Raw genomic sequence first — 21,681 nt, 5'->3', positions numbered from 1 at the left:
CTCCGGACTGTTCAGTTGCGGGTCATGGCCGCGGCGGGCCAGACGGGGGAATACGGATGGGCGGCGCGCAGCTCCGGCGCCTCGGCCGGGTCGTCCTCGCTGCCCAGCAGGGCATGCGCCAGGCGCAGCAGCTCGGCGGTGGGCACGTCGTCCACATCGGAAGCGGGGTCGATCACCGCGCTGTCGCGCAGCACCGCACCCAGGAAGCGGTCGGCGCAGCTGGACAGCTGCTCGGCGATGCGGTCACGGCGCGGCGACTGCGGGTCGGCCGACAGCAGCAGGTCATAGCTCATGAGGCCGTTGCGCACGGCGAGCAGCTTCATCGCACCGTAGGCGTGGGTCACGCTGGTGGGGTGGTCGGCGGCCATCAGCACCGGCCGCACCGCACGCCGGCTGAACAGGCGGCACAGGTCCGAGGCCGGTGCATGCATCACCACCACGTCGGCGCGCGGCAGGGCGTCAGCCACCGCCTGCAGGAAGGAGGCGCTGCTGCCGCGGGCATCCACATGGCGCAGCGGCAGGCCGCGTGCGGCGAGGTAGGCCACGTCCCTGGACAACGGCTCGATGCACACGGACAGGTCCACCACCGCCAGCTCGTTCGGCTCGGGGGCGTTTTCGCTCGCATCGACGACGATGCTCTTCAGGCCCAGGGTGGCGAAGGCGCTGGTCAGGCGCTCCAGCAGCACGCCGGAGAACGCAACGTGCGGGTTGCTGGCCACCGCCACGAAGCGCGGCCGCGAGGCAGCGAACATGCGGCGCAGGCCATCGGCCTGGTCTTGCGGCGGCGGGCGGCGGAAGGAAGCGTCGCGCATGGGTGTCGTGCGGTTCGTTTCGATGCGGGGTTCAGGCATTCAGCGCGCTGCTGGCGGCGGCGCGGCGCTGGCCGGCCACGGTGTGCAGGCCGGCGAACACCAGGTTCACGTCGCTGGAATCCATGCGGTAGGCGGTGGCGGCGTTGGCCCGCAGCGAGCGGTGCACCAGCGCATGCGATGACAGGCGGTGCCAGTCTTCCGGCACCCGCTGGCCGTTGGCCACGCCCAGCACCTTGAGCTTGTGGCGGATCAGCACGTCCAGGCAGGGGCCGAGCTTCACGGCCTCGTCCATCTTCGACACGATGACGCCGGCGGCCAGGCTGGCGCGCCAGGCGATCACCACGTCCTCGATCGTCTCGCCCTGCGCGGCGGCGTTCACCACCAGCAGCTTGTGGATGGAGCGGTGCGACAGCATCTCCAGCAGCTCGCGGGTGCGGGCATCGCGCTGGGCCATGCCGGCGGTGTCGATCAACACCATCTTCTTGGCCGACAGCAGGTCCAGCAGGTCTTCCAGCGAGGTGCGGTCGTGCGCGGTGTGCACCGGCACCCCGAGGATGCGGCCATAGGTGCGCAGCTGTTCGTGGGCAGCCACGCGGTAGGCGTCCAGCGTGATCAGGCCCAGGTGGTTGGCGCCATGTTTGGCGGCGAAGGCGGCGGCCAGCTTGGCGGTGCTGGTGGTCTTGCCCACGCCGGTGGAGCCGATCATCGCGAACACGCCGCCCTGGTCTTCCAGCGCCGCTTCGTGTTCGCCGGTGGTGAGGTTGCGCTCCAGCACGTTGGCGGCCCAGGCGCTTTCGTCGGCCACGTCCTGCGGCAGGCTTTCCACCAGCTTGCGGATCAGCGCGGGCGAGAAGCCGGTGTCCATCAGCTTCTGGGTCAGGCGGGCCTGCGCCGGGTGGCGCTGCAGCTTCTCCATGAAGGCCAGGGCGCCGAAACGCTCCTCGATCAGGCCCTTCATCGAACGCAGCTCGTTCATCATTTCCACCTGCTCGCGCCGGCTGCCGCTGTCCTGCGCATGCAGGGCGAGCGAGGGCACCGGTGCGTTGTGCTGCACGCGGATCTCGTCGCGCAGCACGGGCGGCGTGTGGCGCTCGGCGGCAGGGGCTGCGGCGGCCGCGGGTGCTTCGCGGCGCAGCGGGCGCACCGCGGCCAGGCGCACCGGCGGCTCGGCCGGCGCAGCCACCGGGGCCGCAGCCGCGGGTGCCGGTGCGGGCGCCGCAAAGGCCGCATCGGCCGGGAACATGCTTTCGGGCGCGAACTGCGACTCGGCCGCATCCGCGTTGTTGTTCAGCGTGGGCTCCTCGCGCAGCGAAGCCTGGCGGCGCTTGAGCATGCGCTCGCGCACATAGTCCTGGAACGACAGGGTGCTCATGGCCAGTTGCTCCACATCGCGTTCCACTGCGGTGTTGCCGGCAGCGGCCGCAGCGCGCGGCGCGGGTGCCTGGGCCGCGCGCTGCGGCGCGGCGGGCTTGGCCGGTGCCGGCAGGCTGGGGGCGGCGGTCCTGGCCGCGGCGGGCTTGGCGGCGCGGACCGTGGGGGCGCTGGCGGCCACACGCTCGATCTGCTGGATGCTGTCGGGTGCCATCGCGAGCACTTCCACGCCCTCGGGGCACGGTTTGGTCGACAGCACGACGGCGTCTTCGCCGAAAGCCTGCCGCACGAGGTTCAGCGCATCGCGCGAAGTGCGGCCGGTGAAGCGTTTGACGTTCATGCTGGGGACTCCGACAAATTCCTGGGAAGGCCACGCCATTGTTCCGAGCGGCCGTGTGGACTTAAGGCCGATAAGAGGGGCTTTCATGGCTGTGTTTCGAAACGCTTCTGCACGCCGGGCGAGCGGGATGATCCTCATGCGCCGGACCCCTGGCGTGTTGACACTGCGGCTGTGCGCGGCCGCCCGCGCTGAGGCGATTTGCCGATGACCCAGCCCTCGTTGATCGCATGTCTGCTGGCACTCACCTGCCTGGTACCCGGCGCCTGGGCGCGCAAGTTGGTGCTGGCGGCCACCGAGTACCCGCCCTACTACAGCGAGACCCTGCCCGACGGCGGCCCCGTGACGGAACTCACGGTGATGGCACTGCGGCGCGCCGGCTATGAGGTGGAGGTGCGTTTCCTGCCCTGGGCGCGCGCCCTGCGGCTGGGCCAGCAGGGTGAGGTGGACGGCCTGGTCGGTGTGTGGCGCTCACCCGACCGCGAAGCCGCCTTCCGCTTTTCACACCCGGTGGTGAGCAACCGCATCGTGTTGTGCCGCAAGGGCCATCACGGGCCGGCCCGCTTCACCGGCTTTGCTGCGCTGCGCCCGTACACGGTGGGGGTGGTGCGCGGATACGCCGACCCACCGGGGCTGGCGGCCGCGCAGGTGCGCACCGAGGCGGTGAACGACGACCTGCAGAACCTGCGCAAGCTGATGGTCGGCCACATCGACCTGGTGCTGATCGACAGCCGGGTGGCGCAGCACTTGGCGGACCGGCACCTTCTTGGCTTGGCGAGCGAGCTGGATTGCCTACGGCCGGCGGTGCAGGAGCATCCGCAATACCTGGCGGTGTCCCGGCGGGTGGCTGACGCGGCTTCCATCGTGGCGGCGTTCAACGAGCGGTTGAGGGGGCTTCGGGACTCCGGGGAGTTTGAGGAGATCGCTGCGCGATGGGGGCTTTGATTCTTTGTTTGCGCCTGCGGCGCTGGCTCGGTTTCTGGCCACTCGCGTGCAGCCCGCGGGTCGCGCCCCGCCGGCGGTCACTTTCTTCACTGGCATGAAGAAAGTAACCAAAGAAGGTGCCTCTGAAATACCAACATCCGATTTCGCTCGCTGACGCCGAATCGGGGGCCGGTTTTCGGGGGGCATGCTGACCATGCTGCACACCCGAGGCCACTTTGCAACGACCAGGCACACCGGCCCGACCTGTCACTCGACCCCTGTCCAGCCTCCGCATGCCACGTCCGAGCGAGCGAAGCGACGCGGCCGCACACGGAGGCTGGAAAGACGTCTAGCGCGCGGTGCACACAAGCCAAGGCACCCGTCATAAGTGGCCTCGGGTCTCTCGCGGCGTCAGTGAGCCCGCAGAGAACCGGGCCCCCTACCGGCGTGAGGGAGCGAAATCGGATGTTGGTCTTCCAGGCTCTCTTCTTTGGTTACTTTCTTCTGAGCCAGCAGAAGAAAGTGACCGCCGGCCGGGCGCGACCGGCGGGCTGCCGCCCCAGGCCAGAAACCTACCCAGCGCCGCAGGCGCAAGAACCAACCCAAAGGCCTCAGCCGCCGGCCCCAATAATTGACCCGATCCGAATCGAGTGAGTCTCCGGGATCTCGCTGTGAGCAATCACCCGCAACCTCGGCGCAGCCCGCTTCAACAACCGCGCCATCGGCGCCCGGATCATGTCCGGCACCAGCAGGCAAGCCGGCACCCCCATGTCCTCCTGCCGCTTGGCCGACTCCGCCGCCGACCGGGTGAGCGTGTCCGCCACCCCCGGATCCAGCGCCGCACCATGCGGTGAGTTCAGCGCCTGCGTCACCAGCCGCTCCAGGTCCGGGTCCATCGCGATGACGTCCAGCTCCTTGGTCGGCCCGTAGATCTGCTGCACGATGGCCGGGGCCAGGTGCACGCGGATGCGGCGCGCCAGCTCGTTGGCATCGGTCACGGTGGCCGCGTGTTCGGCCAGGCATTCCACGATGCTGCGCATGTCGCGGATGTGCACGCCCTCTTCCAGCAGCAGCTGCAGCACCTTCTGCACCGTGGCAATGCCGATCATCTTCGGCACCACGTCCTCGATCAGCTTGGGTGCGAGCTTGGTCACGTGCTCCACCAGGTTCTGGGTTTCCACCCGGCCCAGCAGCTTGGCGGCGTTCACCTGCATCAGGTGGCTCAGGTGGGTGGCCACCACCGTGGGGCAGTCCACCACGGTGAAGCCCGTCATCTGGGCGTTTTCCTTGTGGCGCTCCTCGATCCACACCGCCGGCAGGCCGAAGGCGGGGTCGGTGGTCTTGGTGCCGGGCAGCTGTTGTGTCGCCCCGCCCGGGTTGATGGCGAGGAACATGCCGGGGAAGGCTTCGCCCTCGCCCACCACCGCGCCGCGCAAGGTCACGCGGTACACGCTGGGCTTGAGCTCCAGGTTGTCGCGGATGTGCACCGGCGGCGGCAGGAAGCCCACGTCCTGCGCGAACTTCTTGCGCACGCCCTTGATGCGCGCCAGCAGGTCGCCCGAGCGGTTCTTGTCCACCAGCGTGATGAGGCGGTAGCCCACCTCCAGGCCCAGCGTGTCCACCGGCACCAGGTCGTCCCAGCTCGCTTCGGCATTAGCTTCCGGCACGCCGGTGGCGCCCGCCTTGGGCCGCGCCGCATCGGCCTTGGCCTTCTGCTCGATCTGGTGCAGCTTCCACGCGCCCCAGCCAATGCCGGCGGCCAGCAGCAGGAACACCAGGTGCGGCATGCCGGGGATCAGCCCCAGCAGGCCGATGATGCCCGCCGTGACGCTGAGGGCCTTGACCGAGCTGAACAGCTGCTTGCGGATCTGGCTGCCGACGTCCTGCTCCTTGCCCACGCGGGTGACCACCATGGCGGCCGCCACCGAGATCAGCAGCGCCGGGATCTGCGCCACCAGCGCGTCGCCCACCGCCAGCAGGATGTAGCTGGAGGCGGCGTCGCCGGCCGACAGGTCGTGCTGCGCCACGCCGACGATGAAGCCGCCCACCACGTTGATGAACAGGATGAGCATGCCGGCCACCGCATCGCCGCGCACGAACTTGCTGGCACCGTCCATGGAGCCGAAGAACTCGGCTTCCTCGCTCACCTCGGCACGGCGGCGCTTGGCTTCCTTCTCGTCGATCAGGCCGGCGTTCAGGTCGGCGTCGATCGACATCTGCTTGCCGGGCATCGCGTCGAGCGTGAAGCGCGCGGCCACTTCGGCGATGCGCTCCGCGCCCTTGGTGACCACGATGAAGTTGATCACCATCACCACCGCGAACACGATGATGCCGACGGCGAAGTTGCCGCCGATGAGGAAGTGGCCGAACGATTCGATCACCTTGCCGGCCGCGCCGGTGCCGGTGTGGCCCTGCAGCAGCACCACGCGGGTGGAGGCCACGTTCAGGCTCAGGCGCAGCAAGGTGGTGATCAGCAGCACCGACGGGAAGGACGCGAAGTCCAGCGGCCGGATCATGTGCGCGGCCACGAGCATCACCGTCAGCGCCATCGCGATGTTGAAGGTGAAGAACACGTCCAGCGCAAAGGATGGCAGCGGCAGCACCATCATCGCCAGGATCATCACGATGAACACCGGCGCCATCAGCGCCTTCATCGTGTCGCCGTTCTTGCCGAACAGCGCCTGTGCACGGGCCATCAACTCGTTCATGGCCCCGATTGTTCCGACCCGCCGCTACAACTTAAGCCGGATAAGCGGGCAAAAAGCCGGCGTGTTCGCCGCCGCCCTGTCAGCTGGTGGTGGACGCGCCGGCCGGTGCCAGCCAGCGCCGCAGCACCGCCGCCAGCTTGTCCACCGGGCAGGGCTTGGTGAGGAAGTCGTCCATGCCGGCGGCCAGCGCTTCCTCCAGGTTGCTGGCCAGGGCGTTGGCCGTCAGCGCAATGATCGGCAGGTGGGGCAGGCCACGCTGGCGCTCCTCCTCCCGCCAGCGCTGGGTGGCCTGGTAGCCCGAGATGGTGGGCAGCATGCAGTCCATCAGCACCAGGTCGTAGCTGCCTTCGCGCAGGCATTGCAGCGCCTCTTCGCCGTCACTGGCGATGCGGCTGGTGCAGCCCAGGCTGGCCAGCTGCGCCTCCACCACCAGCGCGTTGACGGCGTTGTCCTCCACCACCAGGACATGGCGCGCCCGGCTGCTGCCTTCGGCGCGCTCCACCGGCCGGGCCGGCGCCAGCGGCATGGCCCCGCTGTGGGCAAAGCGGAATTCCGGCACCGCGCCGGGCTCGGGCTCGGCCGGCAGCTCGTCGGCCACCGGCATGGGCAGCTCGCACCAGAAGCGCGTGCCCTGCCCGGGCCGGCTGTGGAAGTCGATGCGCCCGCCCATCAGGTGCACCAGCCGTTGGGAGATCGCCAGCCCCAGCCCGGTGCCGCCGAAGCGGCGCGCGGCAGAAGCGTCCACCTGTGCAAAGGGCTGGAACACCCGGTCGTGCGCCTCCGGCGGAATGCCCACGCCGGAGTCCTCCACCTGGAAACACAGGTGCCAGAGCCGGCCGTCGTCCGTGTGGCCCCCCAGGTGCATGCGCACGCGGCCGGCGTCGGAGAACTTGATCGCATTGCTGACCAGGTTGCCCAGCACCTGGCGCATGCGGTCCGCGTCGCCCATCACCGCCGGCGGCACCGCGTCGGACACCTCCAGCACCAGGCTCAGGCCCTTGCCCTGTGCATAGTTCACGAACAGGTCATGCACCTCGGCCATCAGCGCGCGGGGCGAGAACGGCGCGCTCTGCACCTGCAGCTCGTTGGCCTCGATCCTGGAGAGGTCGAGGATGTCGTTGATGATGCCCAGCAGGTTGCGTCCCGAGCGCAGCAGGGTCTCCGCCAGCGCCTGCTCGCGCTCGGCCAGCGGGGCGCGCACCAACAGGTCGGCGGTGCCGAGGATGCCGTTCATCGGCGTGCGGATCTCGTGGCTGACGATGGCGAGGAACTCCGACTTGGCGCGGTTGGCGGCTTCCGCCGCGGCCCGCAGCCGCTGCGCCTCGGCCAGGTGCTGCTCGCGCCGGCGCAGCATGCGCATCAGGGCCTCGAAGGTGGCCGCCACGAAGACCGACGCCGCCAGCGCGAAGCCGCAGACGCCGACCGCCTGGCCGCGCCAGGCCTGCAGGTACACCCGGTCGCGCAAGGCCACCACCACATGCAGCGGCGCCCCCTGCACCGGGTGGCCGGCCAGCAGCAGGTGGGGTTCGATGCCGGGCACGGCATCCCAGGGCGTGAAAGCCTCGGCGCCGGCCGGCGGCACGTTGCTCTCGCCCAGGAATCGGCCATACGGCCCGTCGCTGCGCAGGCGCCGGCCCAGCCCGTGTTCATCGTAGGGCGCCCGCGCCAGCACGGTGAGGTCGTCGCGCACCAGCGTCATCGCGGTGGCGTCTTCCTGCGGATCGCGCCGGTCCATGCGCAGCGACGCGTAGAAGCTGGAGAAGTACGCCGGCGACAGGGCCACCACCGCCACCCCGATCAGCCGGCCGTCGGCAGCCTCGATGCGGCGAGACACCTCGATCGGCCAGCCGGCACGCCAGCGCGCCTTGGCCGGTGCGCTCACGTGGCTGACGCCGGCCGGCACGTCGCGCAGGGCCAGAAAGCTTTCCCGCTCCGCCAGGCTCAGCGCCGGCACCGGAAAGCCATAGGACCAGTTCACCAGCCGGCCGTCGGCGTCCAGGATCGCGACACCGTCCAGGGCCTGGAAATTTTGCGCACGCGCGCGCAACAGCGCGTGTTCGGCCCGGGTGCCGAAGCGGCGGCGCAGCGCCAGGCTGTCCTGCAGGCCATCGGCCTGTGCCACGGCGGCCAGGCTGCTGACCACGAACTCCGCCGCTGAGAACACCTGCGTGGCGTGAGCCGCGAGCGCAAACGCATGGTCCTCCGTGCTGGCGCGCGCTGCTTCCACCGCCTGCACGCGCAGGCGCCAGGCCGCATACAGCGCCAGGCCGAGCACCGCCGCCACGATCAGCGCGCACAGCACGCCCGCGGCCCGGCTGACCGCTTGAGGGCCCCGCAGGAACGGCATGGCGATCTTCGACACTTGGCGTCGGCGTTGGCAAGACAAGGCGCCGAGCGCAGTGTCGGCCCCACCCGTTGCCAGCAAGTGCGGCTCCCACTGCCAGGCGCCAGCACCGAAGCGGGCTCGGCGCTTGCTATATCGCGCTAGCCGAGGAACCACCGCGCGAGGCACGCCGATGAAGCTGGGACCCGTGGAGCAGACCGTGAGCGCCATCCTCCAGCGGCTGCGGCCGCCGGCCGATGGCATGGCCACCCCACCGGCAGCGGCCACGCCCCTGGACATCGACCTCGGCCAGCTCGCCGCGGCGCCGCCGCCCGCAGACAACGACACCACGGCGGGCCGCCTGCCCTTCGACTCCCCCGCGTGGCGCACCCAGCCGGGCGTGCACTTCGTGGTCAGCCGGCGCTGATCAGGACCCGGCGGCGACCGACGCGGTTGCAGCGTCGGCCGGGCTCACTGCCTGGGCGCGGGGTCCCAGTGCTCGGCGATCTTGCCGTTTTCGATGCGGAACATGTCGAACCAGGTGGTGGTGTACTTGGTGGTGGCCAGGCTCTTGGGATCGCCCACCTCGCGCACAAAACTCAGGATCACCAGGTCACCCTCGGCCACCACGGCCACCAGCGGCGCTTTGATGCGTGGCTCGATCGGCCTGGGCTTGGCGAACTTGGAAAAGAACTCGACGAAGGCCGCCCGCCCGGTGGGCACGTTCGGGTTGTGCTGGATGTAGGACTCGGCAAGGTACTTCTCTGCCAGCTCCATGTGGCCGCCCTCGAACACCTCGCGCCAGAAGTCATACACCAGGCGCTTGTTGGCGGCGGCCTGAGGGTCGGCGCTGGCGAGCAGCGCCTGCTGGTCGGGCGCGGGGCGCACCGGCACCTGCGCGGCGGCGAGCAAGGACCAACAGCCACAAAGGATGCAAAGAAGGCGGCGCAACATCATGCTTACTTGCCAGCCGCGAGCTTGGTTTCCGCCACGCCTTTCTTGCCGACCTGTTCACTGACCAGGTGCAGCTTGTTGCGGGCCGACATCACGCCCATCTTCACCTCTTGCCACACGAACGCCAGGGTGCCGGGCTTGAGGTCCACGTCCAGCGTTTCGGTGTTTTCGGCCTTGGACGAGATGGTGTGCTTGCCGGGTGCCACTTCCTTGTAGAGGTAGGTGTTGGCACCGGTGTCGCCGATCGGCTTGCCGTCGATGGCCACTTCCATCTTGACCGCGGCCCCCATGGTCTCGTTGCGGTACACGTAGATGCCGGCCTTGTCGGCAGGCACCTGGAAGGTCTTCAGCGCCGCGTCCTGCTTGGGGTCGCCCATGGGCACGGAAGCACAGCCAGTCAGGGCCAAAGCGATCACGATGGGGGCAAGGATCTTCTTCATGGTTCCTCCAGTTCGGTAGGTTGTTGTGGGAAGGGGACGCCGATTGTCAGCGAGGCCGCGGCGCCGGCCACCGCCTGGTAGTGCGACACCACCGGGAACGGATCGTAGAAATGGTGCAGCAGCCGCTTCCATTGCTGGTAGCCGGCCGACTGCCGAAAGCCCACCTCATGCGCCTGCAGCGATTGCCAGCGCACCAGCAGGATGTAGTCGTGGGGCCGCTCGATGCAGCGCTGCAGTTCATGGCCGAGGTAACCCGGCATGGCGGCGATGATCCGCTGGGCTTCGAGGAAGGCGGCTTCGAAGGCCGCCTGCTGGCCGGGGCGCACCTGCAACGGCGCCACTTCGAGCACAGCGGCTGGCGCATCGGGCGGCTGCGTGGCGGCCGGCGTTGGAAAGTCCGGTGCCCCGGCCAGGCGGTCTGTCATTCGTGCGCTCCCTGCGTGGAAGCGCGATTGTGCCGTCGGGCGCGCTGCCGCCCGGCCCGGCGCAGGCTGCGCCGGCCAAGCTTCGCGGCTTCAGGCCGCCAGCCGCTGGTCGTGCCCCAGCTGGAACACCGCCACCGCCTGCACCAGCTGCTGCGCCTGCGCCTTCAGGCTTTCGGCAGCCGCGGCGCTCTGCTCCACCAGCGAGGCGTTCTGCTGGGTGGTCTCGTCCATGCGGCTGACCGCGGCGCCGACCTGCGCCACGCCGTCGCTCTGCTCGGCGCTCGCCACGCTGATCTCGCCCATGATGTCGGTGACGCGGCGGATCGCGTTCACCACGTCCTGCATGGTGGCGCCGGCCTGGTCGGCCAGGCTGCTGCCCTGCTCCACCCGCTCCACGCTGTCGTTGATCAGGCGCTTGATCTCGCGTGCGGCTTCGGCCGAGCGCTGCGCCAGCATGCGCACCTCGCCGGCCACGACCGCGAAGCCGCGGCCCTGTTCGCCGGCACGGGCCGCTTCCACCGCAGCGTTGAGCGCCAGGATGTTGGTCTGGAAGGCGATGCCGTCGATCACCCCGATGATGTCGGCGATCTTCTTCGCACTGTCGTTGATGCCCTTCATGGTGCCCACCACCTGCGACACCACATCGCCGCCGCGGGCAGCCACGCTGGAGGCGCCCTGCGCCAGCTGGTTGGCCTGCTGCGCATTGCTCGCGTTCTGCTGCACGGTGGCGCCCAGCTGCTCCATCGACGAGGCGGTCTGCTGCAGCGCCGAGGCCTGCATCTCGGTGCGCGCGCTCAGGTCGTTGTTGCCCTGCGCGATCTGCGTGCCGGCAGTGGCCACATGCTCGGCGTTGGCGCGCACGGCGGACACGGTGGCCGCCAGGCTGGCCTGCATGTCGCGCAGCGCTGCCATGAGGTGGCCCATCGGGCCCTTGTCATTCGGAATGTGGTTGGTGAGCCGGCCCTGCGCGATGGCGTGCGCCACCGAGGTGGCCTGGGCCACCGGGCCGGTGAGCACCTGCACGATCCAGCGCGCCAGCCAGGCCGCCGCCAGCAGCGCCAATGCGCAGGTGCCGATGACCAGCCAGCGCACCGTGGTGGCCGCAGCGTCCAGGCGCTGGTGCACCTGGGCCGCCGCCTGGCTCTGGAGGTCGATCTGGCCGGTGAGGGCCTTCACCAGCGCGGCGCCGGCTGGCGTGGTGTTGGCGCTGCGGTAGGCCTTCGCCTCGTCGTCCTTGCCCTCGATGCGCAGCGCGAACCACGCCGGCCGCACCTCGGCATAGCGGCGCACCTGCTCGCGCAGCTGGGCCAGCGCGCTGGCCTCCTCGGCGCTGAGCTGCGTGGCGGCGTAGACATCGAGCGCGTCGTTGACGGCCTGGAAGGTCTTGGCCTCGTCGGCCGCCGCCTTGCGCACGCCTGCTTCGTCGGCATGGGCGGCCAGGGCGAGCGAATAACGCAGCTGCCACAGCGCGCTGTTGGCCTTGCCCAGCTCACCCGAGCCGCGCGTGCTGGCATACAGCGACTGGAAGTCGCGCTGGGTCTTCCAGGTGAACCAGCCGGCCACTGCGCCGGCGGCGGCCACCAGAAGAATGATCAGGCCGAACGCGGCGAGCAGCCGCGCGTTGAGCGTGTGTTTCATGGTTTCCCTGGTGTTGAATTTGTCAGCGGGACTTCGGCCGCGCCGCGCACCGACTGGAGTGCAAATGCCCCAGGGCTGCACCCTCTTTTGGGGGTGCAGGCGTTCTTACGCGTCGTCGAGGTCCGCATCGGCCGCCGTGGCGGCCGCGGCCTTGGGATGGTGCGGGTCGAGTTCGTCCGGCACCTGCAGGGTGGGCAGCTCGCCCGGTGCCCTGGCGCGGCCCTGCAGTGCGGCACGCAGCTGGTACACATAAGCCAGCACCTGCGCCACCGCACCGAACAGCGCGGCCGGGATCTCGCGGTCGATCTCCGCATGGGCGTACAGGGCCCGTGCCAGCGGCGGCGCCTGCAGCACCGGCACCTTGGCCTCGCGCGCGACGTCGCGGATCTTCATCGCCAGCAGGTCGGCACCTTTGGCCACCACGCGCGGCGCGCCCATGGTCTTGTCGTCGTACTTCAGCGCCACCGCATAGTGGGTCGGGTTCATCACCACCAGGTCGGCCTGGGGCACGGCGGCGATCATGCGGCGCTTGACCAGCTCGCGCATGCGCGCGCGCACCTTGGCCTTGACCTCCACGTTGCCCTCGGTCTCCTTGTGCTCCTGCTTCACCTCTTGATGGCTCATCTTGAGCCTGTCCTTCCAGAGGTGGCGCTGCAAGGGCACATCGATCAGGGCAAACAGCGCCAGGGCGATCACGATCAGCGCCAGCCCGCCCTGCAGCGACTGCAGCACATGCGCAAACGCCTGCGGCAGCGGCAGCGCCAGCGCGTCGGTGAACACCGCCAGCTTCGCATTCAGGTACAGCGCACCGATGGTGCCCAGCACAACGGCCAGCAGCACCGCCTTCAAGGTGCCCAGCAGGTGCTGGCGCGACACCAGGTTCTGCACGCCCTTCAGCGGATTGAGCTTGCCGAACTGCGGCGCCAGCGGCTTCATGGTCCAGTTCCAGCCACCCGACAGCACACCCGAGGCCACCGCCACCGCGGCCATCACGCCGCCCAGCGGCAGCACCACCATCAGCATCTTGGCCACCAGCGGGCCGAGCCGGTCGGTCATCACGTCAGCACTTTGCAGGGCCTGTGCATCGAAGCGCAGCGCCTCGGCCATCAGGTCCCGCAGCCAGCCACCCAGGCGCGGGGCAAAAGCCACCAGCATGCCGCCGCAGGCCGCCACCGCGGCAAAGTGCGACAGGTCGCGCGAGCGCGGCACCTGGCCGTCGGCCCGCGCCTTGCGCAGCTTTTTCTCGGTCGGCGGTAAGTGGCGGTCGGCGTCGGCCATGGTGGATCAGGATTGTTCCCAGCGCACGCCGATGCGGTGGGTCAAAAAGCGTGGTGTTTCAGGCCAGCGGCAGGCTGCCGATGGCGTTGGAATCGGCCAGATAGACCCGGCCTTCGCGGATCAGGATCTCGACCTTGAGCGCGGCAGCATGGTCGAGTTGCTGCCACCAGCGCGGCAGCAGGGCCGCCGGCACCTCGGCATGCGAATGCGGCACATCCACCGCGCGCAGCTCGCGCAGCCGCTCCAGCGAGCGCTGCAGCAAGGGCACCGTGCCGCCACGCGGCGCCACGCGGGCGATCAGGCCGGCATGGTGCGGGTCGGGCCGCTTCTCCACGATGAAGCTGCCATGGCGGCAGGTGCGCACCTGCGCCAGCCAGAGCGAAAACGCCTCGCGGTCAGCGATGCTGCTGCCCACGAAATAGCACACCGGGGACTGCTCGAACTGCGCCACCGCTGCTTGCTGCACATCGGCATGGGCCTGCGCGGCCAGCAGCAACGCACGCTGTTGCGGGCGGAAGGCGGCCCACAGCGCCAGGTCCACCTGCGGGTTGAACACCAGTGCCTGGAAGCCGAAGTGCAGCGCGAACTTCAGCGCCGCATGGCCGCCCATGCTGCCGAAGTAGCAGCTCACGTCCTCGCGCGCAAAACGCGGCAGCACCCGGGCCTCGATGAGTGCGGCCACGTCGTCGAACACCGCGTCGCTGTACCAGTTGAGCTCCGGGTTGTTGATGAAAAGCAGGTGGTGGTCCTGCATCTGCCGCGCCAGGGCATTCACCTGGGTGTAGCCGTGATGGCTGTCCACGCACGAGAACACGATCAGCAGGCGCCGGGCAGCGGGGTCGGCGCATGGCACCCACAAGTGCGGGCGGCCGGCATCGCGCACTTCGGCCTGCACCATCAGCTGCCAGCTCGGGCTGGCGAGCCGTCGCTGCGCCAGCGCGGCATACGCCGGGTGGCCCGCGAGTTCGGTCCACAGGGCTTGCGCGGCCTGCAGCTGCTGTGTCTTGTGGGTGGTGCAGGGCACCCAGCTGCCGTCGGTGTACAGCCGCGCCAGCTGGTAGGCCGCCATCGGCCGCAGGTGCTCATGCGCGCCCTCGGCCAGCGCGCGCCACAGCGGCGCTTCGTCCTGCCAGCGCGTGGCCGTCCAGGCGGCGTCCTGCGGCAGGCCGGCCGATGCGGCGGCAGCACGCACCACCGCCTCATCGATGGCCAGCAGCAGCTGCTGCAGAACGGCGGCATCCTGCGCATCACCGATCGCAGCGCGGGCGGCAGCCAGCGCCACACCGGCGGCATGCGGATCGCCCTGGTCGATGGCTTCCAGCGCGCAACGGCGCTGCAAGGCCGCCACCGCCGCCGGTGCGAGCGTGGTGCCGCCGAGCAAGGCTGCCGCAGCGGCGGCCACGGGCTCGCCGGCGTCGGCTGCGGCGTACACCCCATCCAGCTGCGCCAGCGCGCGCCAGGCCGCCCTGGCCTCGGGTTGCACAGGTGTCGCAGGCTGTGGGAGCAGCGCGTCCAGCACCACGCAGCGCGAGCGCACCGCCGGCCGTTGCAGCGAGGCGATGAGCGCGGCGCGATAGGCGGGCTGGTGCAAGGCCGAGGGCCGCAACCACTGGACCTGCAGCGGCGCCTGGAGCGCCAGCGGCAAGCCGGCGCCATCGGCTTCCAGCCAGGCACGCAGCAGGGCCGGGCGCAGGCCCGCATGGGCACCGGCCTGCACACACGTGGCCAGCAGGCCCAGCGCCGCCTGCTCGCTGCCGGCCACCACGGCCAGCTCGAAGGCGATGCACAAGGCGGGCGCTGCGAGTGCGCCACCGTCCTGTGCCAGCGCCAGGCACAGCTGCTGTTCGGCCAGCACCTGCTGGTCCTGCGCCAGCGCACCCCAGCCCTGGCCCGCCACACGCGCGCGGATGGCCGCCAGCTGCAGGCTCGGCGTGGCGGCCCCATGGCGATCGAGCCAACGCAGTACAAACGCGGCATCGGGGCAGAACACCCGGTTGTCCGCGCCTTCGAGGTGCGCCCAGGCGATCTCTTCGACCGCGCCGCCGGCCGCGCCCAACCAGCGCAGCAGCGCGCGAAAGCGTCCATCGAACAGGGCGGTGGCCGCGTGCAGCACCTGGGCATCGAGCGCGCGCACGACGGCCGCGAGTGCGTCGTACAGCGCCACGCGGTCCAGCGGATGCAGTGCCGCCTCCACATGCACCAGCAGGTGGCGCAGCACGGCTTCAGTGGCGGGCCCCTGCGCCAGGGCGTTGAAGTGCGCGTCGAGGCGCTCGCAGCGGGCAAAGGCCGGCGCAGCGGCGCGCGGCACGGTGGCCACGGAAACAACGGCAGGGGAAGCGGCCACACAAGCCTCCAGCAATACCAACCGTGCCATGTTGGCAAAGCCAGGGGCCGGCGGTCGCCCGAAAAGCGCGGCCGCGCCCTGGAAGTTCAGGCGACCAGCGCCACCGCCAGGCTCACCATCACCATGCCCACCAGGACGTCCAGCACCCGCCACGCCACCGGCCGCGCGAACAGCGGTGCCAGCACCCGCGCGCCAAAGCCCAGCGCCACAAACCACAGCAGCGACGCGGTGGCGGCGCCGGCCGCAAAACCGGGGCGCTGGGCCGCGGGCTGCTGGGCCCCGACGGAGCCGAGCAGCACCACGGTGTCCAGGTACACATGCGGGTTCAGCAGCGACAGGGCCAGCACGGTGAGCAAGGCGCCGCGCCAGGAGCCGCGTGCCCCCTGCGGCGGCTGAACCGCCAGCTGGCCGCCGCGCCAGGCCTGGTGCCAGGCGCGCAGGCCATACGCCAGCAGGAAGGCCGCGCCGCCCCAGCGCGCCGCGCGCAGCGCCCAGGGCGAACCTTCGATCAGCGCGCCCAGCCCCGCGACACCCACCACGATGAGCAACACGTCCACCGCCACGCAGGCCGCCACGGTGAGCGCCACATGCTCGCGCCGCAGCCCCATGCGCAGCACGTGCGCGTTCTGCGCGCCGATGGCCATGATGAGGCCCGCGCCCAGCCCCAGGCCCTGCAGATACGACGTTGACACCATGGGCGCATTCTCGGCAGGCCGTGGCGGCCACCGAAGCGACATTCGCAACTCTGCGGTGTGATTAGCGGCGCTTCAGGCGCGCACGCTGAGGTGCGACCCGGTCGGTGGTGACGAGGTGTGCTGCCCGGGCGTGGTGGCCGGGTTGGTGTAGACCGGCGAGGCCGGGTCCGGGAGCGATGCGGTGCTCGCATGGCCCGCTGCCCCGCTGGCCGTTGCGGCAGCACCTGCGCCCTTGGCACCCGCGCTTGCATCCGGCGACGCCTGTGCGTCCTCGGTGGCCTGGGCGGCGTCGGCCGGTGACGGCTCGGCCGGCTTCATCAGTTCGGGCATGCATTGCATGCAAGCGCAGCCCAGTGGGTGGGTGCGCAGTTGCACCATCCACGGACTGTTGCTGCTTGGCGAAATGCTTGTCATGGCCCTCTCCCGCCGGACGGCGGACATGACAGGGCTATCGGTCGATATACGCCGTTTCTGGAGGGTTGTTCTGAAATCGGATGTATCCGGCGTGAAGCATGTCACGGGCCGGACGTGGCAACGGCGACCGCGCGGGCCGCCGTTGCGGGCACGCAGCTCAGAAGCCGAGGCTGGCGAGCAGGTCGTCGACCTCGCCCTGGTTCTGCACGACGTCGGTGCGGCCTTCGGGGTTGACCACGGGGCCGTGCAGCAAGGTCTCTTCCACCTTCTTGGCCTGCTCGGGCGGCGCGGCCTGCACCAGCAGCTTGACCAGGCTGTCCTCCAGGTCGGTGGCCAGCGACACCACCTTGGCCACCACCTGGCCGGTGAGGTCGTGGAAGTCCTGCGCCATCATGATGTCGGTGAGGTGCTGGTCGATGCGGGCGGTGGACTTTTCCACGTCGGCCACGAAGTTCAGCACCGCGCCCGAGGCCACGGCCTTCACCGGGTCGGCCACGATGGCCTGCGCCATGCGGCGGGTTTCGGCGGCGATGTGCTGGTGGTCCACCTTGGCCTGGTCCACCGAATTGAGCACCTTGTCGGCGGCCTCGCCGGTCTTCTTGGCGATGTAGGACAGACGACTGCGCGCATCCGGCAGGCCGTCGGCGGCCGCCTGCAGCTTGGGCATCACGCCCAGCTGGTTGAGCGTGTCATGCAGCTGGCGGGTGATGTGCCCCAGCTGCTGAAAGATCTCGGGCGAGGCCTGAGCGGCCATTTCCGGCGCCAGCGTGGCGAGGTCGTCCATCTTCATGTTGTGGTCCTTCCGGGGCTCAGGCGGGGGTCGCCAGCTTCTGCATGATCTTCTGCACCTTCTCTTCCAAGGTGGCCTTGGTGAAGGGCTTGACGATGTAGCCGGCTGCGCCACTCTGCGCCGCGAGCACGATGTCTTCCTTGCGCGCTTCGGCGGTGACCATCAGCACCGGCAGGTGCTTCAGGCTGTCGTCGGCCTTGATGGCCTTCAGCAGGTCGAAGCCGTTCATGTTGGGCATGTTGATGTCGCTGACCACGAAGTCGAACTTCTGGGCCTTGAGCATGTTCAGCGCGATCGCGCCGTCTTCGGCTTCGTCCGCGTTGTTGCAGCCCATTTCCTTCAGCAGGCCGCGCACGATGCGGCGCATGGTGGAAAAGTCGTCGACGATCAGGAATTTCAGGTCGGTGGGGTTCATGGCAGCAGCGTCCTTCTGGCTCAAGGCTTGCGCAGGTTATCGGTGAGTTGGGGTCGAACTTGAGGCACGATGTCCACCATTGCCGACGCCGCGGCAGCCGGGGCGGACGCAGCCTCGGCCGCCGTTTCCGCCGGGGTGTGGAAGAAGCGTTCTTCGGCTTCGCGGTTCATCACGATGATGCTGATGCGCCGGTTCACCGGGTTGAGCGGGTCGGCGCGGTCGAACAGGCTGCTGGAGGCCAGGCCCTGCACCCGCAGCACCCGGTCGTCGGGCAGGCCGCCGGCCAGCAGCTCGCGCCGCGAGGCATTGGCCCGGTCGGCCGACAGCTCCCAGTTGCTGTAGCCGCGCTCGCCGGCCGAAAACGGCTGCGCATCGGTGTGGCCTTCGAGCGTGAGCCGGTTCGGCACCTCGACCAGCACGTTGCCGATCTCGCGCAGCAGCTCGCGCATGTAGGGTTTGACGATGGCGCTGCCGGAATCGAACATCGGCCGGTTCAGCTCGTCCACGATCTGGATGCGCAGGCCGTCGGCCGTCATGTCCAGCCGGATCTGCGAGCTGATGGGCGCCAGCTTGGAGTTGGCGCGCACCTTCTGTTCGACCTTCTTCTTCAGGTCTTCCAGGCGCGCGATCTCGGCGCGGATCTGCTCGGCCTTCAGCGCCTTGATGTTCACGGCGGCGCGGTCGGCGGCCACCTCGCCGCGCTTGACCTGGCCGGTGGTGCGCGTCAGGTCCTGGCCGCCGCCCTTGACCACGTGGCTCGAATCGCCGGCGCCCGAGCCGCTGGACAGCAGCGCGATCTTCAGCGGCGAACTGAAGTAGTCCGCAATGCCCTTCTTGTCACCCTCAGTGGTGGAGCCCAGCAGCCACATCAGCAGGAAGAAGGCCATCATCGCCGTCACGAAGTCGGCATAGGCGATCTTCCAGGCGCCGCCATGGTGCGCATGGCCGCCCTTCTTGATCTTCTTGACGATGATCGGCTGGAGTTTCTTGCTGTCGCCTGCCATGGCCTATGCCGGTTTCTTGCCCTTGACGTGGCTTTCCAGCTCGATGAAGGTGGGCCGCTCGGTGGAATACAGCACCTTGCGTCCGAACTCCACCGCCACCTGGGGCGCATAACCCTGCATGCTGGCCAGCAGGGTGGTCTTGATGCACTGCAGCTCCTTGGAGCTTTCATCCACCTTCTGCTCCAGCAGGCCCGCCAGCGGCTCGAAGAAGCCGTAGCTCAGCAGGATGCCGAGGAAGGTGCCCACCAGCGCGGAGCCGATCATCGCGCCCAGCACCTGCGGCGGCTGGCCCACCGAGCCCATGGTGTTCACCACGCCCAGCACCGCGGCCACGATGCCGAAGGCTGGCAGGCCGCCGGCCAGGCGCTGCAGCGCGGCCACGGGCGCGTGCAATTCATGGTGGTGGGTGTCGATCTCGCTGTCCATCAGCGACTCGATCTCGTGCGCGTTGAGGTTGCCCGAGACCATCATGCGCAGGTAGTCGGTGATGAACTCCACCACATGGTGGTCGTTGCCGATGGTGTCGTACTTCTTGAACAGCGGCGACTCGTGCGGTTCCTCGACGTCCTTCTCGATGGACATCAGGCCTTCCTTGCGCGCCTTCTGCAGCACGTCATACATGAGCGCCATCAGCTCCATGTAGCGTGCCTTGGTGTACTTGCTGCCCTTGAAGCAGGCGCCCAGGCCCTTGCCCGCCGCCTTCAGCACCTTGGGCTGGTTGGTGGCGATGAAGGCGCCGAGCGCCGCGCCCATGATGGTGGTGATCTCGAACGGGAGCGCGTGCAGAACGACGCCGATGTTCCCGCCGTGGGCGATGAACACGCCGAACACGCAGACCATGGCGACGACCCAGCCGATGATGACGAACATGTGGTGGGGGGGGGGAAAGGGAGCTGTCTTGGGGCTTATCGGCCCCGGCAAAGTGGTCTTGAGTGTCCTGTGGACTTGGGTTGCGCGGTCGGCGCATCAGGGGCCGTTTGCACCGGCAGTTCTTTTCTCTGGGGGGGTGCGCCTGCGGCGCTGGCTGGGTTTGCGCTTTGCGGGAGAGCCCGCCGGTCGCGCCCGGCCGGCGGTTACTTCTCTTGCTGGCTCAAGAGAAGTAACCAAGAGAAGAGCCTTCGAATACCAACATCCGATCAGGTTCGCTGACACCGTATCGGGGCCCGGTTTTCGGGAAGCACGCTGACATTGCCGCAGACCCGAGGCCACTTCGCACCTGCCAGGCACATCGACCCGGCCTGTCACTGGACCACCAGCCAGCCTCCGCATGCCATGTCCGAGCGAGCGCAGCGAAGCGCCCGCACACGGAGGCTGGAAAGCGGTCCAGCGCGCGCTGCACACAAGCCAAGGCGCCCGTCACAAGTGGCCTCGGGTCTCTCGCGTCCGAGCGGTCCTCCAGAAAACCGGACCCCCTACCGGCGTGAGGGAGCGAAATCGGATGTTGGATTTCCAGGCTCTCTTCTTTGGTTACTTTCTTCTGAGCCAGCAGAAGAAAGTGACCGCCGGCCGGGCGCGACCGGCGGGCTCTCCCGCAAAGCGCAAACCCAGCCAGCGCCGCAGGCGCAAAGCACCGACCAAAAAAGAAAAACGGGCCACGAATGGCCCGTTGGAAAAGCACAGGGGTTGTGCCAGGAGGAGACAAGCAAGAACACTACAAACCTGAGCGTGTTATCGACACGCCCACAAGAAACTTAAGCCATCAGTGCAGGCAAAGCGAGCCAGCCGCCTTGCCTTTGCCGGCGCGAGCGGGCGGATTGCACATTCCGCACACAAAATGTTTGGCGATCTCGTGCGGATGGGTCACGAAGTGGCCGCCGCACTTGGAACACTTGGTCATCGTCAACATGCCGTTGTCGATGAACTTCACCAGGCGCCAGGCGCGGGTGACGGACAGCAGCGGCTCCAGGCTCTGGGCCTGGGTCTGCTCGATATAGAGCTGGTAGGCCTTGATGACGGTGTCGATCTCGTCGATCTCGGCGGCCTTGTTCAGGTATTCGTGGATGTTCAGGAACAGGCTGGCGTGGATGTTGGGCTGCCAGGTCATGAACCAGTCGGTGGAAAACGGCAGCTGGCCCTTGCTGGGGCTCTTGCCGCTGACTTCCTTGTACAGGCGCAGCAGGCGCTCATAGGAGAGGTCCGTCTCCGACTCCAGCACTTGCAGGCGGGCGCCCAGCTTGATGAGCGTGACGGCCCGGTCGATCTGCTTGGCTTCGGTGAGGATGCTCTTCTGGCGCATGGTGTGTCTCCTGTACTGCTTCTGGACTGTTCTTGAGGATCAGGCTGCTTCTTGATGGCGGCCGGCCATCAGGATGCTGGCATGCAGGCGGGACACGCTTTCGTTGGCGGCGCTCTTGCCGTGGCTGGTGAGCAGGCTCCACACGATGTCGTCGTCCATGCGGAAGCGGCACAGCAGCGTGTTGCCGGAGGCGATCTTCATCATCTGGGCGGGGGTGAGCATGCCGATCATGTTCGCCGTTTCTTCCGACACACCCAGCCGGTACAGCGCCTGGTCACGGTCCGCACGGATCAGGCTCTGGGCCAGCATCAGGTAGGACAGGTTGGCTTCGCGGATCTCGGCGAGGATCTGGTCGGTGTTCATGGGCTTGTTCCTTGTTGGCTCGTTGTTGCGTCGGCGTTGGCTGCGTTTCGGTTCAGCGTGGAACGGATTCTGAAGACAGCAACAGTCCGGAAACATCAGCCCATTTCCGTCGCTTGAGTCCATCTTTTTCGGTACCCCTTGTCAGGCAAATTCCTACATCGGGTCGGAAATGGCGGGTGATTCGTGCGTTGTTTCACGGCCGCGAAAGTG

At 68.8% G+C, this 21,681-nt stretch carries 20 protein-coding genes; 2 read left to right on the top strand and 18 right to left on the bottom strand.

The window, feature by feature from the left end; translation table 11 throughout:
• Positions 1-11 precede the first annotated feature (11 nt).
• Together VPH43_RS11340 and flhF are read right to left on the bottom strand one after the other, a co-directional pair.
• Positions 12-851, bottom strand: coding sequence for a flagellar biosynthesis protein (locus VPH43_RS11340; protein WP_328577799.1), 840 nt, complete (start codon positions 849-851; stop codon positions 12-14).
• On the bottom strand, positions 844-2,523 hold the full coding sequence (gene flhF / locus VPH43_RS11335) for a flagellar biosynthesis protein FlhF (protein ID WP_328577798.1): 1,680 nt from the start codon (positions 2,521-2,523) through the stop codon (positions 844-846). Before flhF ends, VPH43_RS11340 begins: the two co-directional genes overlap by 8 nt.
• A 204-nt stretch (positions 2,524-2,727) precedes the next feature.
• Here flhF and VPH43_RS11330 point away from each other — a divergent pair, with 204 nt between their 5' ends.
• Positions 2,728-3,465 (top strand): substrate-binding periplasmic protein, encoded by a 738-nt coding sequence (locus VPH43_RS11330; RefSeq protein WP_328577797.1) that lies wholly within the window; start codon positions 2,728-2,730, stop codon positions 3,463-3,465.
• 590 nt (positions 3,466-4,055) lie between these two features.
• On the opposite strand, the gene flhA is transcribed toward VPH43_RS11330, so the two are convergent.
• Together flhA and VPH43_RS11320 are read right to left on the bottom strand one after the other, a co-directional pair.
• Positions 4,056-6,140 carry a flagellar biosynthesis protein FlhA gene (gene flhA / locus VPH43_RS11325; protein WP_442909268.1) on the bottom strand — a complete coding sequence of 695 codons (2,085 nt, stop codon included), beginning with the start codon at positions 6,138-6,140 and terminating at the stop codon, positions 4,056-4,058.
• Positions 6,141-6,231: 91 nt separating this feature from the next.
• Positions 6,232-8,499: a hybrid sensor histidine kinase/response regulator gene (locus VPH43_RS11320; RefSeq protein ID WP_328577795.1), complete on the bottom strand. Its 2,268-nt coding sequence runs from the start codon at positions 8,497-8,499 to the stop codon at positions 6,232-6,234.
• A 169-nt stretch (positions 8,500-8,668) separates the two neighbouring features.
• Between VPH43_RS11320 and VPH43_RS11315 the strand changes: the two genes are divergently transcribed.
• A complete protein-coding gene (locus tag VPH43_RS11315; RefSeq protein ID WP_328577794.1) occupies positions 8,669-8,902 on the top strand; it encodes a hypothetical protein in 234 nt (77 codons plus the stop codon).
• Positions 8,903-8,946: 44 nt separating this feature from the next.
• Here VPH43_RS11315 and VPH43_RS11310 read toward each other — a convergent pair whose 3' ends face one another.
• From VPH43_RS11310 to flhD, 14 genes are all read right to left on the bottom strand, one after another.
• Positions 8,947-9,387, bottom strand: a complete 441-nt coding sequence (locus VPH43_RS11310) for a nuclear transport factor 2 family protein (RefSeq protein ID WP_442909260.1) — start codon at positions 9,385-9,387, stop codon at positions 8,947-8,949.
• Positions 9,388-9,434: 47 nt separating this feature from the next.
• Positions 9,435-9,869 (bottom strand): DUF2846 domain-containing protein, encoded by a 435-nt coding sequence (locus VPH43_RS11305; RefSeq protein WP_328577792.1) that lies wholly within the window; start codon positions 9,867-9,869, stop codon positions 9,435-9,437.
• Positions 9,866-10,219, bottom strand: a complete 354-nt coding sequence (locus VPH43_RS11300; RefSeq protein ID WP_328577856.1) for an antibiotic biosynthesis monooxygenase family protein — start codon at positions 10,217-10,219, stop codon at positions 9,866-9,868. The genes VPH43_RS11305 and VPH43_RS11300 overlap by 4 nt, the downstream gene beginning before the upstream one ends.
• Positions 10,220-10,384: 165 nt before the next feature.
• Positions 10,385-11,932 (bottom strand): methyl-accepting chemotaxis protein, encoded by a 1,548-nt coding sequence (locus VPH43_RS11295; RefSeq protein ID WP_328577791.1) that lies wholly within the window; start codon positions 11,930-11,932, stop codon positions 10,385-10,387.
• Between the two features lie 105 nt (positions 11,933-12,037).
• Complete coding sequence (gene flhB / locus VPH43_RS11290) at positions 12,038-13,210, bottom strand: flagellar biosynthesis protein FlhB (protein WP_328577790.1); 1,173 nt, start codon at positions 13,208-13,210, stop codon at positions 12,038-12,040.
• A gap of 58 nt (positions 13,211-13,268) precedes the next feature.
• The gene (locus VPH43_RS11285) at positions 13,269-15,554 is read right to left on the bottom strand and encodes a hypothetical protein (RefSeq protein WP_328577789.1); all 2,286 of its coding nucleotides are present in this window, start codon (positions 15,552-15,554) and stop codon (positions 13,269-13,271) included.
• An 86-nt stretch (positions 15,555-15,640) separates the two neighbouring features.
• Positions 15,641-16,249, bottom strand: a complete 609-nt coding sequence (locus tag VPH43_RS11280) for a LysE/ArgO family amino acid transporter (protein ID WP_328577788.1) — start codon at positions 16,247-16,249, stop codon at positions 15,641-15,643.
• A 72-nt stretch (positions 16,250-16,321) separates the two neighbouring features.
• Positions 16,322-16,579: a hypothetical protein gene (locus VPH43_RS11275; RefSeq protein ID WP_328577787.1), complete on the bottom strand. Its 258-nt coding sequence runs from the start codon at positions 16,577-16,579 to the stop codon at positions 16,322-16,324.
• Between the two features lie 241 nt (positions 16,580-16,820).
• Positions 16,821-17,453 (bottom strand): protein phosphatase CheZ, encoded by a 633-nt coding sequence (locus VPH43_RS11270; protein ID WP_328577786.1) that lies wholly within the window; start codon positions 17,451-17,453, stop codon positions 16,821-16,823.
• Between the two features lie 19 nt (positions 17,454-17,472).
• Positions 17,473-17,868 (bottom strand): chemotaxis response regulator CheY, encoded by a 396-nt coding sequence (cheY, locus tag VPH43_RS11265; protein ID WP_328577785.1) that lies wholly within the window; start codon positions 17,866-17,868, stop codon positions 17,473-17,475.
• A gap of 20 nt (positions 17,869-17,888) precedes the next feature.
• A complete protein-coding gene (gene motB, locus VPH43_RS11260; protein ID WP_328577784.1) occupies positions 17,889-18,872 on the bottom strand; it encodes a flagellar motor protein MotB in 984 nt (327 codons plus the stop codon).
• Between the two features lie 3 nt (positions 18,873-18,875).
• Entirely contained in the window at positions 18,876-19,742 is an 867-nt protein-coding gene (gene motA, locus VPH43_RS11255) for a flagellar motor stator protein MotA (RefSeq protein WP_328577783.1), read from the bottom strand.
• A gap of 829 nt (positions 19,743-20,571) precedes the next feature.
• Positions 20,572-21,108, bottom strand: coding sequence for a flagellar transcriptional regulator FlhC (gene flhC, locus VPH43_RS11250; protein ID WP_328577782.1), 537 nt, complete (start codon positions 21,106-21,108; stop codon positions 20,572-20,574).
• 39 nt (positions 21,109-21,147) lie between these two features.
• Positions 21,148-21,471, bottom strand: coding sequence for a flagellar transcriptional regulator FlhD (flhD, locus tag VPH43_RS11245; RefSeq protein ID WP_328577781.1), 324 nt, complete (start codon positions 21,469-21,471; stop codon positions 21,148-21,150).
• Positions 21,472-21,681 lie beyond the last annotated feature (210 nt).

This window comes from Ideonella sp. BN130291, from assembly GCF_036231905.1.
Taxonomy (GTDB): Bacteria; Pseudomonadota; Gammaproteobacteria; order Burkholderiales; family Burkholderiaceae_C; genus CAMLIZ01.
The sequence above is the reverse complement of the archived record's forward strand: the minus strand, read 5'-3'. Positions and strand labels throughout refer to the sequence as shown.

Excerpts from the sequence above, each read along its gene's own strand:
- VPH43_RS11340 (WP_328577799.1), bottom strand. The coding sequence starts at position 851 with ATGCCTGAACCCCGCATCGAAACGAACCGCACGACACCCATGCGCGAC.
- flhF (WP_328577798.1), bottom strand. The coding sequence starts at position 2,523 with ATGAACGTCAAACGCTTCACCGGCCGCACTTCGCGCGATGCGCTGAAC.
- VPH43_RS11330 (WP_328577797.1), top strand. The coding sequence starts at position 2,728 with ATGACCCAGCCCTCGTTGATCGCATGTCTGCTGGCACTCACCTGCCTG.
- flhA (WP_442909268.1), bottom strand. The coding sequence starts at position 6,140 with ATGGCCCGTGCACAGGCGCTGTTCGGCAAGAACGGCGACACGATGAAG.
- VPH43_RS11320 (WP_328577795.1), bottom strand. The coding sequence starts at position 8,499 with ATGCCGTTCCTGCGGGGCCCTCAAGCGGTCAGCCGGGCCGCGGGCGTG.
- VPH43_RS11315 (WP_328577794.1), top strand. The coding sequence starts at position 8,669 with ATGAAGCTGGGACCCGTGGAGCAGACCGTGAGCGCCATCCTCCAGCGG.
- VPH43_RS11305 (WP_328577792.1), bottom strand. The coding sequence starts at position 9,869 with ATGAAGAAGATCCTTGCCCCCATCGTGATCGCTTTGGCCCTGACTGGC.
- VPH43_RS11295 (WP_328577791.1), bottom strand. The coding sequence starts at position 11,932 with ATGAAACACACGCTCAACGCGCGGCTGCTCGCCGCGTTCGGCCTGATC.
- flhB (WP_328577790.1), bottom strand. The coding sequence starts at position 13,210 with ATGGCCGACGCCGACCGCCACTTACCGCCGACCGAGAAAAAGCTGCGC.
- VPH43_RS11280 (WP_328577788.1), bottom strand. The coding sequence starts at position 16,249 with ATGGTGTCAACGTCGTATCTGCAGGGCCTGGGGCTGGGCGCGGGCCTC.
- VPH43_RS11275 (WP_328577787.1), bottom strand. The coding sequence starts at position 16,579 with ATGCCCGAACTGATGAAGCCGGCCGAGCCGTCACCGGCCGACGCCGCC.
- VPH43_RS11270 (WP_328577786.1), bottom strand. The coding sequence starts at position 17,453 with ATGAAGATGGACGACCTCGCCACGCTGGCGCCGGAAATGGCCGCTCAG.
- cheY (WP_328577785.1), bottom strand. The coding sequence starts at position 17,868 with ATGAACCCCACCGACCTGAAATTCCTGATCGTCGACGACTTTTCCACC.
- motB (WP_328577784.1), bottom strand. The coding sequence starts at position 18,872 with ATGGCAGGCGACAGCAAGAAACTCCAGCCGATCATCGTCAAGAAGATC.
- motA (WP_328577783.1), bottom strand. The coding sequence starts at position 19,742 with ATGTTCGTCATCATCGGCTGGGTCGTCGCCATGGTCTGCGTGTTCGGC.
- flhC (WP_328577782.1), bottom strand. The coding sequence starts at position 21,108 with ATGCGCCAGAAGAGCATCCTCACCGAAGCCAAGCAGATCGACCGGGCC.
- flhD (WP_328577781.1), bottom strand. The coding sequence starts at position 21,471 with ATGAACACCGACCAGATCCTCGCCGAGATCCGCGAAGCCAACCTGTCC.